We start from the raw sequence: 11,892 nt of genomic DNA, 5'->3' as shown, positions 1-11,892 counted from the left end.
TGACGCGTCGGAAAAGCCGGCGCACGGCATGCGGATCTTGACGAGGAACGCGTTACCAGATGCCGGTTCTCAGGCCAGTCCAGACGTAGAACCAGATCGTCGGGTGATACCATTGCTGCGATGGCAGGCCGGGGTCGACGGTGGTGATTTTTCCGGCCAGAACATCGCTGACCGCCTCGACGCAGATGTCGCGCGAGAACGCGGCCTGGCGCAACGCGTAGCTGGAGATGGTGTCGCCGCGTTTCGGTTGACCGCGCACCTGTTTCAGCACGGCGCCCGTATCGACGCCGGCATCGACCAGATGCACGGTGGTGCCGAAATTCTGCGGGTCGCCTGACGTCAACGCCCAGTAGCCACCGTTCATGCCGCGGTATTTCGGCGTGATGCCGGCATGATAGTTGAGCACCGGGCAAGGCATCCGGGCAAGCATGTCCTTCGACAACAGCCTGCAGCCATTAAGCAGGACAACGCCAGGCTGGATCTTCTTGATCGCTTCGAGGCATTCCGGCCCGTTGGCTGAGGCGACATGGATGATTTCCTGATCCCGCCGCGGCTCGACCTCGAGCTTTTCCTCGGCAATCAGCCGGGCGGCATGGCTGGCGAGAAGCCGTTTGCCCAGTCTGCTGAGCACCATCGTGCCAAGTTGGCCGATGGCGGAGATCCAGCCCTGGCGGCGAGCCCGGCCGCGAAGCAATTGCTTTTTGGATTCAGGCGTTTCGAGGATGACGCTGACAGGGCCGACGCGGTCGGTGATCGCGTTGACGATAGCCCAGACATGCTGGCCGCCTCCGGTGACGACCACGATCCGCGTACTGGATTCTGATGCTGCCATGGATCTTGCCCCCTCCAAGCAACCCGTTCTTGATAATGGTCGGGATGCTAGGGCGTCCGGGTTAATCCTTGGTGATCAGCCTTCGATACACGGTCAGCGCTTGAATTCGATGATATCGAGCTTCGATTCGTAGTAGGGCGCCGGAAATTCGATGCGCCATTCCTTGGCGCTGTTGCGGAAGGCATAGCCGACCTGGTCGGTTTGCGGGCCGCTGCCATAGGGCTTTGCCGGATCATCGTTGACATAGAAGGAGCCGAGATAGATCGCGCGTTTCTCGCCATCATCGAAGAAGCGGCCCTTGGTGCGCTGCGAGCCGTTGATCTTTTCCAGCCGCCAGCCGGAACCGTCGTCGGTGACCTTGCACTTGAACCAGCCATAGATGACGAGCGGCAAAGACCCGCCGGCCTTGATGGTGCGGCACCGCCAACTGCCGGTCAGGTCCTTGTCGGAAAAGGCCACCAGCGGTTTTGCCAGCAAGGCGTCGAGTTGCTTGACCTCGGCCGCATCACCAGCTTTCGCCTCGGCAAGCGCCGCCTTGCGCGTCTCGCCATAATTGTCGAGCCGCTTCTTGTCGGCCGGGGTGATGAGTTTCTGTACGTCGCCATCGGCATGAGCGGGCAGGGCGAAACAGAGGAGACCGAGTGCGGCTATCAAGAGGCGAGGGGTCATCGGTGCGTTTCCACGTTCGAATGGCCTGGAGGGCCTGTTGCCTTATGGCGCACAACTTACCCGTTCTCGGCGGCCTGTCACCCAGGGTTGGAGCATAGCGGGGTCAGGAATTGCTTCAGGCGTGTGCAGCCGCCTGCGCCATTCCGGCCGTCAGGTCGCCATAGCCGGTTGCGCGGCGTTCATAGACGAGACCAAGCATTCTGGCTGCCTTTTCGGCGACCTTGTCGAGTTCCGGATCATTGGTCTGGGCCAGATAGATCAGCTTCTCGTAGTTGCCGAAATAGTCCTTGATCAACTCCGGGTGCTTGTCGAGGCCGAGCGGTTTCATGAAGAAGGCGTCGAACTGCCGGCAGAGGAAGTCGGTCATGTAGAAGGACATCATGTCGTCGTCGGCGACTTTCGCATAGGCCTCCATGCCTTGATAGAAGGCAAAGCAGTGCGGGCCCGCCATGCGCTCGACGCCGTGCTTCTCGCAGATGCGGTCGAGCAGGCCGCCGGTGCCGCAGTCGGCATAGCCGACGAAGATGTTGCTGTAGCCTTCGGCCTTAGCCTTTTCGATTGCCTTGTCCATGGCCGGGGCGATGCGGTCCGGATAGAAATGGAATTCTGCCGGCAGGCAGGTCAGGTCGAGGTGATCCAGTCCGAGCTGTTCCTTGACGGCCAGAATTTCGCGCGCAATCATCCCACAGGCGATAACGAGCAGCCTGTCGTCTTGATTCGGTTTCGTTTTTTGCGTCTTGGCCATGGAACCCGTCGAGCCGGCCTTCGTTGCTGTAGCGCTAATTTATCTATTGAGGGAGACACCGTCCATGAAACTGCTACGCATCACGCCAATTGCCATCTTGACCTGCGCCCTGGCCCTCACGGCTTGTGCGAACACCGTCCGAGGCGTCGGCAAGGACGTCAAATCAACCGCCAATGCGGTCGAGGACACCGTCAACAATCCCTGATCCGCACCCGGCCTTCTTCATCTGGGAACAAAAAAGCCGCGCTGCAAGGCGCGGCTTTTCCTGTTGTCCGGCCGAAATGGCCAATCAGGCCGAAGCGCGCACATTGTGCTTGCGCTTCATGAAGTCCTTGGCGGTCTCGACCGCCACTGCCGCGTCGCGGCAATAGGCATCGGCGCCGACGGCCTTGCCGAATTCCTCGTTCAGCGGCGCGCCGCCGACCAGCACGACATAATCGTCGCGGATGCCCTTTTCCTTCATCGTGTCGATGACGACCTTCATATAGGGCATGGTCGTGGTCAGCAGTGCCGACATGCCGATGATGTCGGGCTGGTGCTGTTCGATCGCATCGAGATATTTCTCGACCGCATTGTTGATGCCGAGATCGATGACGTCGAAACCAGCACCTTCCATCATCATGCCGACGAGGTTCTTGCCGATGTCGTGGATGTCGCCCTTGACGGTGCCGATGACCATCTTGCCCTGCTTCGGCGCGCCGGTGGCGGCGAGCAGCGGACGCAGGATGAACATGCCGGCCTTCATCGCATTGGCCGACAGCAGCACTTCGGGAACGAACAGGATGCCGTCGCGAAAATCCTCGCCGACGATGCGCATGCCTTCGACCAGCGCTTCCGTCAGCACTTTATAGGGCACCCAGCCGCGCTCGAGCAGGATGTTGGTGCCTTCCTCGATCTCTTCCTTCAGCCCGTCATAGAGATCGTCGTGCATCTGCTGCACCAACTCGTCATCGGAAAGTTCGGAAAGGATGATCTCGTCGTCGGACATTTGTATCGAGCTCCTGCCGGCATCGCGACCATGTCGCAAGGCACACATCTTCGCGTTCATACCTAACCCGCTGAGGGCATGTATCCATAGCTGATTTGCGACTTCCCGCAAAAGGAAAGCGACCGTAACTCTCTTGGAATTCTTGTCGATTTTGCGACAGGCGTTGGCGCTGGCGGGCCGTTTCGAATAGGGTGCATGGCTACGATCTGGCAAGAAGCGGCGAGGCAGCCGCTATGGATTCCAGACAAGAACAGTTTCAGGGAAGAACCACCATGAGCGAACACGCGGCAGTCGATCAGGAAGCGTCAAACGCGCGACGTGGGCGTGGCGCCAGTGGCGGGGCAGCAGCCCGGCGGGCAGCACGTTCGGGCGGTGGCCCGGGTACGCAGCTCACCTACATCAAACGCAAGATCAACGTTTACGAGGTGCTGGACGAGGAAGGCCTGGCGCTGATCGAGAAGAACACCGACACGGTGCTCGAGGAAATCGGCATCATCTTCCGTGATGACGCGGAAGCGCTGCAACTGTGGAAAGAGGCCGGCGCCGACGTCAAGGGCGAGCGCGTGCACTTTCCGAAGGGTCTGTGCCGTTCGCTGCTCAAGACCGCGCCGTCCGTCTACACCCAACATGCGCGCAATTCCGAGCGCTCGGTGCAGATCGGCGGCAATGCCACCGTCTTTGCGCCGGTCTACGGTCCGCCCTTCGTGCGTGACCTCGATGGCGTCAGGCGTTATGCGACGATCGAGGATTTCCAGAATTTCGTGAAGCTCGCCTATATGGCGCCGTCGATCCACCATTCGGGCGGCACGGTGTGTGAGCCCGTCGACGTGCCGGTCAACAAGCGCCATCTCGACATGATCTACAGCCACATCAAATATTCCGACAAGCCGTTCATGGGCTCGGTGACCGCGCCGGAACGCGCCGAAGACACCGTCGCCATGGCCAAAATCGTGTTCGGCGACGATTTCGTCGAGAACAACACGGTGCTGACCAGCCTGATCAACGCCAACTCGCCGATGGTGTTCGACGAGACCATGCTCGGCGCGCTGAAAGTCTATGCGCGCCACAACCAGGCCTGCATCGTCACGCCGTTCATCCTTGCCGGCGCGATGAGCCCGGTGACGGTGGCCGGCACGCTGACGCAGGTCCTGGCCGAAGTGCTGGCCGGCGCCTCGTTCACGCAGCTGATCCGGCCGGGCGCGCCAGTTCTGTTCGGAACCTTCGCCTCGTCGATCTCGATGCAGTCGGGCGCGCCGACCTTCGGCACGCCGGAGCCGTCGCTGGTGTCTTATGGCGCCGCACAGCTGGCGCGCCGTCTCGGCCTGCCGTTCCGCACCGGCGGCTCGCTCTGCGCGTCGAAGGTTCCGGATGCTCAGGCGGCCTATGAAAGCGCCAACACGCTGAACTCGACCATCCTGGCCGGCACCAATTTCGTGCTGCATTCGGCCGGTTGGCTCGAGGGCGGGTTGGCGTCCTGCTACGAGAAATTCATGATGGACATCGACCAGCTCGGCATGACGCAGAAATTCTCAGAGGGTGTCGACCTGTCGGAAAACGGCCAGGCGATGGACGCCATCCGCCAGGTCGGCCCCGGCAGCCACTATCTCGGCTGCGACCACACCCAGGCCAATTTCCAGACCGCCTTCTATCGCTCCAACATCGCCGACAACAATTCCTACGAGCAGTGGCTGGCCGAAGGTGAGAAGACTGCGCCGCAGCGCGCCAACGAACTCGCCCGCCGCTGGCTGGAAAGCTACGAGGCGCCGCATCTCGATCCGAGCATCGACGAAGCGTTGAAGGACTTCATCGCCAAGAAGAAGGGGTCGATGCCCGACGCCTTCACTTGAAAGGAGCCCGAATCAGGCGGGGCTAAAGTCGCCAACATCATCCACAAGGAAGTCTGGCGGAGCGCGTTCTCCGATCCGGTCAAGAAGGGATGACTGCCGCGGGGCGCCGGGTCGAGGATATCGCGACCGTGCTTTCGGCCAAAGGCCTAATCCTGCGCGGCGGCTTCAAGTGCGGAGCGAGCGAAACCCCGTTTGCCGACCTCTCAGGTGCTCCCGTCAAATCCGTCTTGCTGGTCGGGCAGGCGGGTGCAGCGCCTTGGCCGCATTTCCTGCACTGGTTCGACAAGCAATCGCAGACCATCGCCAATCCGCTCGATACGTGGTCGCGCGAAGTGATCGGCGCCGTGGCCGAGGCATTCGGGGCGCGGGCCGTTTCGCCCTCCGACAAGCCCTATCTGCCGTTTCAGCAATGGGCGATGCGGGCGGAGGGACTGAAGCCGTCGCCGCTCGGCATCCTCATGCATCCGCAATACGGGCTATGGCATGCCTATCGCGGTGCGCTGCTGTTCGAGGACGAGCTTCCGATTCAAGCCGGCGAAGCGGCGCCTCATCTTTGCGATAGCTGCGTCGAGAAACCCTGCCTGAAATCCTGCCCGGTCGACGCCTATTCCGCGCAAGGATTCGCTTATCAATCCTGCCTGGCGCATGTGCGGGGAGCGAGTGGCGAGCCGTGCCGCAGCGGCGGCTGCCTTGACCGCAATGCGTGCCCCTATGGCACGGAGTATCGCTATCCGCCGGAGGTTCAGGCCTTCCACATGGCGAGCTTCGCACGAGCCACCAACTGATCCATTCCCATTGCGTGGTGCTCGTTCGCTTCGCGCATCTTGACGGCAGTTAGACGCAAGCCTATTCATCAAGTCATCTGATGACTTGATGAATAGGCTGATGCAACCTGCTATCCGAACCAATCTCACCGACAGCGCCACCGAGAGCCTGCGGGCTGAAATCGTCAGCGGCCGCTGGGGTGTCGGCGAGCGTATCCCCAACGAGGCAGCTCTGACCGACCTTCTGTCGGTCAGCCGCGGCACGGTGCGCGAGGCGGTGCGGGTGCTGGTCTCGCAGGGATTGCTGGATACGCGCCAAGGCTCGGGCACCTATGTGCGCTCTGCCGTCGATACTTCTGTCGCGCTCGACCGGGTCAAGCGCAGCGGCCTGCGCGATCAGTGGGAGGCGCGGGCAGCGCTGGACCTCGAGGCCGCACGGCTCGCCGCCTTGCGTCATATGCCAGCGGATCTTGAGAGGATGCGGCAACTGCTTGCCGCGCGCGGCACTGTCGCCGAAGGCGGAAGCGAAGCCTTCATCCGGCGCGATCTCGCCTTCCACAAATCGGTCGTCGCGGCGTCCGGCAACAGGGCGATGATGGAGCTCTACGACTTCTTCACCGCCGCCATCACCGAGACCATCCATGCCACCATCGACGGCGATCTGCCCGAACCGGACCACCAGGCGCATGCGGCAATCGTCGAAGCCATTGCCGCGAGCGATCCCGAGCGGGCCGTTGCCGCCGTCCGAGCCTTCATGGCGCCGGTGCTTGCCCAACTTGAAAGACTGCTTTCGCAATGAACCAGAGTTTTCGTCAGCCTGACCCGAAGGCGGAGGTCGAGGGTCTAGAACTCATCGATGCCGAGGCCGACAGCCTGCCCATGCCGCAGCCGCCTGAACTGCGCAGCCGTGCGGCGCGCATCGTGCTTGGCGCGAGCCTTGTGCTGATCGCCTTCAGTCTGCGGCCGCTGTTTTCGAGCCTGTCGGTGCTGTTGCCCGAGGTGATGCAGGCAACCGGGCTGTCGACGACGGGCGCCAGCCTGCTGACGACGCTGCCCGTCCTGTGCCTCGGCCTGTTCGCGCCCTTCGCGCCAAGGCTTGCGCAGCGCTATGGAGCCGAGCGCACTTTGCTCGGGGCGCTCGCCTTGCTGGTGCTGGGAACCGGCCTGCGCTGGTTCGGTACGGTTCCCCTGCTTTTTGTCGCGACCTTCCTGGCCGGCGGCGCCATTGCCATCGGCAATGTGCTGCTGCCAGGCCTGGTGAAGCGCGATTTCGCCGACAGGGCCGCCGTCATGACCGGGCTCTACACTATGGCGCTCTGCGCCGGTTCGGCCGCCGCCGCGGGCTTCACGCTGCCGATCGAGCATTTTGTCACCGGTTCATGGTCCGGGGCACTCGCTGCCTGGGCGGTGCCCACACTAGTCGTGCTTTTGATCTGGATTCCGCAGGCGCTGGGCAGCCGGCGGCAAGTGAGCCATCAAGGCTTTCGCGCCGTCGGGCTTTGGCGCGATCGCCTGGCCTGGCAGGTGACGCTGTTCATGGGGCTGCAGTCGGCGCTTGCCTATTGCATCTTCGGCTGGCTGGCGCCGATCCTGCGCGAGCGTGGCTTCGATGCGGCCACCGCTGGCGCCATGGTTTCGGTGTCAGTGATGGTGCAGGTCATCACCTGCCTCGCCGTGCCATCCTTTGCGATGCGGCTGAAGGACCAGCGCGGCATCAATGTGGCGCTCGTCGCCACGGCGGTGGTCGCGCTGCTCGGCATTCTCTTTGCGCCGACCTCGACGATGCTGTTCTGGGCGGTCCTGCAAGGCATCGGGCAGGGGGGCCTTATCGCGGCTGCCATGAGCTTGATCGTGCTGCGTTCACCGGATTCGCATATCGCCGCGCATCTTTCAGGCATGGCGCAAGGCGTCGGCTATGTGCTTGCGGCATTCGGCCCGCTGCTGGTGGGCCTGATCCGCGACTGGACCGGCAGTTTTTCGGGGACGGCGTTCCTGTTCGTCGCGCTCGGGCTTGGCGTAGCCATCATGGGGCTAGGTGCCGGCCGTGCGCTGCATGTCGGCGCGCGGACCGTGCGCGAGGGCGAGCAATAGCGTCACGCAATCCTGCACGAAATGTTGACTGCCGTGCCCGGGGAATGCCTTGCCGTATGGGTTTGCGCGGATATGTATCGCGCATCAGTCGAACGGAGCGGGCGATGACGAAACACGACATTCAGATCAAGACCAGGGATGGTGTTGCCAAGGCCGGGCTTTTCCGCTCGGCAAACGCATCTCCTGCCAAGGCCGGCGTCATCCTCTATCAGGACGCCTTCGGTCCGCGGCCGGCGCTCGACGGTATGGCCGAGCGGCTGGCGAATGAAAGCTATGCGGTGCTGGTGCCGGACCTGTTCTACCGCAATGCGCCTTACGGGCCGTTCGACGCCAAGACCGCCTTCGCCGAAGAAAAGACCAAAATCCCGCTGATGGCGCTGGTCACCGGCACGACACAGGAGATGACCATCAGCGACAGCGGTGCGTTCCTCGACGCGCTTGCTGCCGAGGGCATCACCGGGCCGATTGGCACGGTGGGATATTGCATGGGTGGCGGCCGGGCGTTGAACGCCGCCGCTAACTATCCCGACAGGATAAGGGCGGCCGCAAGCTTCCATGGCGGCAATCTGGCCAGCGACGCCGCCGACAGCCCGCATCGCAAGGCAGCCTCCATCAAGGCGCGCGTCTATGTCGGCATGTCGGGTGTCGACAGGAGTTTCCCGCCGGAACAGTCGGCGCGGCTGGCCGAGGCGCTCAGGGTTGCGGAAGTCGATCATGTCATCGAGAACTATGCCGGGATGGCGCATGGCTGGTGCGTGCCCGATCATAGCGTTTTCAACGCCGCGGGTGCCGAACGCCACTGGAAGCGATTGACGACGCTGTTCGCAGAGACGCTGATTTAAGGCAGGAGTCACTGCGCACTGATCGCACACAGGTCGACTCTGAGCAGGACGCTACGCGTCTTTGAACCAGAACGGCAGCCGATGCGGCGAAGAGTGAGCGATGCTTGCCCTTTCGACGGCGGCAGATGACTGTTCACCTTGCCGCCGCCGGATCAGGCTGCGCCTAGGCGTTTGCCTTGCGATAGGCTGCTACGACAAGCCAAATTGCGGAAAGCAGAAAGTAAAACGCGCCGAACCCGGCATAAGGGGCGATGTCCAGAATCGTCGGCGCAGCCGTGCCGAGGGATCGGCTGATCATGAAGCCGCCGGCGAGGGCCGACTGCGCACCACTCAGGATCATCGGCCATTGTGCGCCATGGTAGCGCCAACGCCTTGCTCCCGTATTCAGCTGCAGCAGACCCGAGAGGATCGCCCAAACCCCAAACACGGCCAGAACGGCATACATGCTGTTGTTAACCGCCACGATGACGGCGAGCGCCATTATCGTGCTGACCACGACATTCAAAGCCTGGGACGAGTTGGCCTTCAGGCCGCCATTTACCCTGGCGTCAACCAGATTGGCGAGGGCGTCCCATGCCGGGTAGATCACGAGCAGAAGCGCGGTGGGACCGGGTTGCCCGTTGAACAGGATGGCGGCAGCAACCCAGGCGATAGAAAATATGGCGCGTGCGAAATAATAGGATCGTAGCCATCCGGACCGGGTGAAAGATTGGTTTTGCATCGGCAGATTCCTTGTTGCTGTCTACCTACTAGTAGGTATATAAAACCCCTAAGTCAACCCAATTCCGGAACACCTCCCTGTGAGAATCGGGAACGATGCAACCTTGACAGTTCGCCTACCAGAAGGTAGGCGGCGATATGAAATCAATGGCTTCGACTTCAGAAAAGATTCTCGATGTCGCGCAGTCTCTCATCGTCGCGGGAGGCTACAACGGGTTCAGCTATGCCGATATCTCGGCTGCCATCGGCATCAGGAAGGCGAGTGTCCACCATCATTTTCCAACGAAGGCCGAGCTGGTTTCGGTGCTGGTGGATCGTTACAGGCGGCAGGCCGAAGTGGGTTTGGAGTCTCTCCGGGGAGAACTCTCAAGCCCTGCTGAACAACTGCAGTCCTATCTGAACTATTGGCGGACATGCATTCGCGATGCCTCGCCGTCGTTCTGCGTCTGCGCGATGCTCGCCGGCGAGATGCAGATGCTGCCGGAAGAGGTGGCGTCACGCGTTCGTGCCCATTTCCAAAATCTCGCGGGATGGCTTACGTCGGTGCTGCGGGCTGGAATGGAACAGGACTTGTTCCGCTTGAACAACCGGCCGGAGGAGGAGGCCCAGATGCTGATGGCATCGGTTCACGGGGCAATGCTGTCCGCGAGGGCTTTCAGCGATCCCGGGCTGTTCACCACAATCGTCACCCCCCAGATCACCAGGCTGCTGGGACGGGATAGCTAGAAAACCATCGGACCAAAGTGATACCAGGCAGCGCAAGTGGCGCGCCCCAAATGAGCCGGTCGAGCGGGAACGAATAGCCTGATGCAATCTTATGATGTCGTGATCATCGGCGCGGGTGCCGCCGGAATGATGTGCGCCGTGGAGGCGGCCAAGCGCGGCCGTTCGGTGCTGATCCTCGATCATGCGGCGGCGCCTGGCGAGAAGATCCGCATCTCCGGCGGCGGCCGGTGCAATTTCACCAACATCCATGCCAGCCCGAAGAATTTTCTGTCGGGCAATCCGCATTTCTGCATTTCGGCGCTCAGTCGCTACACGCAGCGCGATTTCATCGCCCTCGTCGAACGCCACCGCATTGCCTATCACGAAAAGACGCTTGGGCAGCTGTTCTGCGATGGCTCCGCACGCCAGATCATCGACATGCTGGTCTCGGAAATGCAGGGCAGGGGCGTGGAGCTGGCGCTCTCGGCCAGTGTTGAGGATGTCCGCAAAACCGTGGAGGGGTTTGCGCTCACCCTCTCCACAGGCTTGGTTACTTGCCAGTCGCTGGTGGTGGCCTGCGGCGGCAAGTCGATCCCCAAGATGGGGGCGACCGGTTTCGGCTATGAGCTTGCCGAACGGTTCGGCCTTGCCATTGTCGAAACGCGACCGGCGCTGGTGCCGCTGACCTTCGACGCAAACACGCTCGAACGGCTGGCGCCCCTGGCCGGCAACGTCGTCGACGCGGAAGTCGCCTGCGGCAAGACGCGGTTCTCCGAAGCGATGCTGTTCACGCATCGCGGCGTCAGCGGGCCATCCATCCTGCAGATCTCGTCCTATTGGCGCGAGGGCGATGAAATCCGCATCGCCATGCTGCCGGGAGTTGACGTGGCGGACCTCATTCGGGTGGCCAAGCGAAGCAATGGGCGGCAAGCGGTACAGACGGTTCTGGCAAATCATCTGCCGAAGCGGCTGGCGCAGTCGATCGCCGAGCGCACCGGGATCGACGGCAACCTTGCTGATCTTTCCGATGGCCAGATCAAAACCATAGCTGCCGCAGTCAATGACTGGCGCATCAAGCCTGCCGGCTCGGAGGGCTACCGCACCGCCGAAGTGACGCTGGGTGGGGTCGACACCAACGGGCTGGACCAGAAGACGATGCAGGCGAAATCCGTGCCGGGCCTGTTCTTCATCGGCGAAGTCGTCGATGTCACGGGTTGGCTGGGTGGCTATAATTTCCAGTGGGCATGGTCGTCGGGCTGGGTGGCAGGCCAGGCGGCTTAGACTTGCGGCCGTGGCTTCGCCCCGGCAGCCGCTTTCTTTTTGGCCTGATTGTAATCGATCGCTGCGCGGACGAGCTCTTTTAAAGCGCCCTCATTGAGCCTGTCGCCCTCGAACATGTCGATTGCCCGCCACACCTTGCCGCCAAAACCATTGTTGAACAGATTGTCGGGGTCCGGCAGGCTGGCGCCATGGGAAAAGGTCAGCTTCACCTTGTCCTTGTGGGCGTTGCCGACCACGATGTTCCCGTCGAGGCACCATACCGGGCTGCCCATCCACTTCCACTCCTCGACGATGTCCGGGTCGGCTGCAAGGATGGTCTTGCGGATGCCGGCGAGCGTATCGCCGCGCCAATCGATGAGGCCGGCGATCAGCTGGTCGATATGTTGCGAGGGGGTCATTGGGTGTCTC

14 protein-coding genes are annotated in these 11,892 nt (G+C 62.1%); 8 read left to right on the top strand and 6 right to left on the bottom strand.

Annotated features, from left to right (window positions below; genetic code table 11):
- Positions 1-52: 52 nt before the first annotated feature.
- The 3 genes from NKJ67_RS27760 to NKJ67_RS27750 form a co-directional block, all read right to left on the bottom strand.
- Positions 53-832: a formyl transferase gene (locus NKJ67_RS27760; RefSeq protein ID WP_352584378.1), complete on the bottom strand. Its 780-nt coding sequence runs from the start codon at positions 830-832 to the stop codon at positions 53-55.
- Between the two features lie 93 nt (positions 833-925).
- Positions 926-1,501 (bottom strand): DUF4893 domain-containing protein, encoded by a 576-nt coding sequence (locus tag NKJ67_RS27755; RefSeq protein ID WP_352584376.1) that lies wholly within the window; start codon positions 1,499-1,501, stop codon positions 926-928.
- A 115-nt stretch (positions 1,502-1,616) separates the two neighbouring features.
- Positions 1,617-2,246 carry a DUF1638 domain-containing protein gene (locus NKJ67_RS27750; protein WP_127317923.1) on the bottom strand — a complete coding sequence of 210 codons (630 nt, stop codon included), beginning with the start codon at positions 2,244-2,246 and terminating at the stop codon, positions 1,617-1,619.
- Between the two features lie 64 nt (positions 2,247-2,310).
- Here NKJ67_RS27750 and NKJ67_RS27745 point away from each other — a divergent pair, with 64 nt between their 5' ends.
- A complete protein-coding gene (locus tag NKJ67_RS27745) occupies positions 2,311-2,451 on the top strand; it encodes an entericidin A/B family lipoprotein (protein WP_023812312.1) in 141 nt (46 codons plus the stop codon).
- An 84-nt stretch (positions 2,452-2,535) separates the two neighbouring features.
- On the opposite strand, the gene NKJ67_RS27740 is transcribed toward NKJ67_RS27745, so the two are convergent.
- Positions 2,536-3,234 carry a cobalamin B12-binding domain-containing protein gene (locus NKJ67_RS27740; RefSeq protein WP_027029468.1) on the bottom strand — a complete coding sequence of 233 codons (699 nt, stop codon included), beginning with the start codon at positions 3,232-3,234 and terminating at the stop codon, positions 2,536-2,538.
- Positions 3,235-3,506: 272 nt separating this feature from the next.
- Between NKJ67_RS27740 and NKJ67_RS27735 the strand changes: the two genes are divergently transcribed.
- The 5 genes from NKJ67_RS27735 (at position 3,507) to NKJ67_RS27715 (ending at position 8,778) form a co-directional block, all read left to right on the top strand.
- Positions 3,507-5,081 (top strand): trimethylamine methyltransferase family protein, encoded by a 1,575-nt coding sequence (locus NKJ67_RS27735; RefSeq protein ID WP_024501311.1) that lies wholly within the window; start codon positions 3,507-3,509, stop codon positions 5,079-5,081.
- Positions 5,082-5,170: 89 nt separating this feature from the next.
- Positions 5,171-5,866 (top strand): 4Fe-4S dicluster domain-containing protein, encoded by a 696-nt coding sequence (locus tag NKJ67_RS27730; RefSeq protein ID WP_352584373.1) that lies wholly within the window; start codon positions 5,171-5,173, stop codon positions 5,864-5,866.
- Between the two features lie 100 nt (positions 5,867-5,966).
- Complete coding sequence (locus NKJ67_RS27725) at positions 5,967-6,644, top strand: FadR/GntR family transcriptional regulator (protein ID WP_352584371.1); 678 nt, start codon at positions 5,967-5,969, stop codon at positions 6,642-6,644.
- Positions 6,641-7,936 carry a CynX/NimT family MFS transporter gene (locus NKJ67_RS27720; RefSeq protein WP_352584370.1) on the top strand — a complete coding sequence of 432 codons (1,296 nt, stop codon included), beginning with the start codon at positions 6,641-6,643 and terminating at the stop codon, positions 7,934-7,936. The genes NKJ67_RS27725 and NKJ67_RS27720 overlap by 4 nt, the downstream gene beginning before the upstream one ends.
- 104 nt (positions 7,937-8,040) lie before the next feature.
- Complete coding sequence (locus NKJ67_RS27715; RefSeq protein WP_352584369.1) at positions 8,041-8,778, top strand: dienelactone hydrolase family protein; 738 nt, start codon at positions 8,041-8,043, stop codon at positions 8,776-8,778.
- Between the two features lie 163 nt (positions 8,779-8,941).
- Here NKJ67_RS27715 and NKJ67_RS27710 read toward each other — a convergent pair whose 3' ends face one another.
- Positions 8,942-9,499: a DUF308 domain-containing protein gene (locus tag NKJ67_RS27710; RefSeq protein ID WP_352584368.1), complete on the bottom strand. Its 558-nt coding sequence runs from the start codon at positions 9,497-9,499 to the stop codon at positions 8,942-8,944.
- Positions 9,500-9,636: 137 nt separating this feature from the next.
- On the opposite strand from NKJ67_RS27710, the gene NKJ67_RS27705 reads away from it, so the two are divergent.
- Together NKJ67_RS27705 and NKJ67_RS27700 are read left to right on the top strand one after the other, a co-directional pair.
- Positions 9,637-10,224, top strand: coding sequence for a TetR/AcrR family transcriptional regulator (locus tag NKJ67_RS27705; protein ID WP_352584367.1), 588 nt, complete (start codon positions 9,637-9,639; stop codon positions 10,222-10,224).
- An 81-nt stretch (positions 10,225-10,305) separates the two neighbouring features.
- Entirely contained in the window at positions 10,306-11,484 is a 1,179-nt protein-coding gene (locus NKJ67_RS27700) for a BaiN/RdsA family NAD(P)/FAD-dependent oxidoreductase (RefSeq protein WP_352584366.1), read from the top strand.
- On the opposite strand, the gene NKJ67_RS27695 is transcribed toward NKJ67_RS27700, so the two are convergent.
- Complete coding sequence (locus NKJ67_RS27695) at positions 11,481-11,882, bottom strand: DUF1801 domain-containing protein (RefSeq protein WP_352584365.1); 402 nt, start codon at positions 11,880-11,882, stop codon at positions 11,481-11,483. The genes NKJ67_RS27700 and NKJ67_RS27695 overlap by 4 nt on opposite strands.
- Positions 11,883-11,892: the final 10 nt, after the last annotated feature.

The sequence above is a fragment of the Mesorhizobium sp. M0088 genome, assembly GCF_040322895.1.
Lineage (GTDB): Bacteria > Pseudomonadota > Alphaproteobacteria > Rhizobiales > Rhizobiaceae > Mesorhizobium.
The sequence above is the reverse complement of the archived record's forward strand: the minus strand, read 5'-3'. Positions and strand labels throughout refer to the sequence as shown.

Excerpts from the sequence above, each read along its gene's own strand:
- NKJ67_RS27760 (WP_352584378.1), bottom strand. The coding sequence starts at position 832 with ATGGCAGCATCAGAATCCAGTACGCGGATCGTGGTCGTCACCGGAGGC.
- NKJ67_RS27755 (WP_352584376.1), bottom strand. The coding sequence starts at position 1,501 with ATGACCCCTCGCCTCTTGATAGCCGCACTCGGTCTCCTCTGTTTCGCC.
- NKJ67_RS27750 (WP_127317923.1), bottom strand. The coding sequence starts at position 2,246 with ATGGCCAAGACGCAAAAAACGAAACCGAATCAAGACGACAGGCTGCTC.
- NKJ67_RS27745 (WP_023812312.1), top strand. The coding sequence starts at position 2,311 with ATGAAACTGCTACGCATCACGCCAATTGCCATCTTGACCTGCGCCCTG.
- NKJ67_RS27740 (WP_027029468.1), bottom strand. The coding sequence starts at position 3,234 with ATGTCCGACGACGAGATCATCCTTTCCGAACTTTCCGATGACGAGTTG.
- NKJ67_RS27735 (WP_024501311.1), top strand. The coding sequence starts at position 3,507 with ATGAGCGAACACGCGGCAGTCGATCAGGAAGCGTCAAACGCGCGACGT.
- NKJ67_RS27730 (WP_352584373.1), top strand. The coding sequence starts at position 5,171 with ATGACTGCCGCGGGGCGCCGGGTCGAGGATATCGCGACCGTGCTTTCG.
- NKJ67_RS27725 (WP_352584371.1), top strand. The coding sequence starts at position 5,967 with ATGCAACCTGCTATCCGAACCAATCTCACCGACAGCGCCACCGAGAGC.
- NKJ67_RS27720 (WP_352584370.1), top strand. The coding sequence starts at position 6,641 with ATGAACCAGAGTTTTCGTCAGCCTGACCCGAAGGCGGAGGTCGAGGGT.
- NKJ67_RS27715 (WP_352584369.1), top strand. The coding sequence starts at position 8,041 with ATGACGAAACACGACATTCAGATCAAGACCAGGGATGGTGTTGCCAAG.
- NKJ67_RS27710 (WP_352584368.1), bottom strand. The coding sequence starts at position 9,499 with ATGCAAAACCAATCTTTCACCCGGTCCGGATGGCTACGATCCTATTAT.
- NKJ67_RS27705 (WP_352584367.1), top strand. The coding sequence starts at position 9,637 with ATGAAATCAATGGCTTCGACTTCAGAAAAGATTCTCGATGTCGCGCAG.
- NKJ67_RS27700 (WP_352584366.1), top strand. The coding sequence starts at position 10,306 with ATGCAATCTTATGATGTCGTGATCATCGGCGCGGGTGCCGCCGGAATG.
- NKJ67_RS27695 (WP_352584365.1), bottom strand. The coding sequence starts at position 11,882 with ATGACCCCCTCGCAACATATCGACCAGCTGATCGCCGGCCTCATCGAT.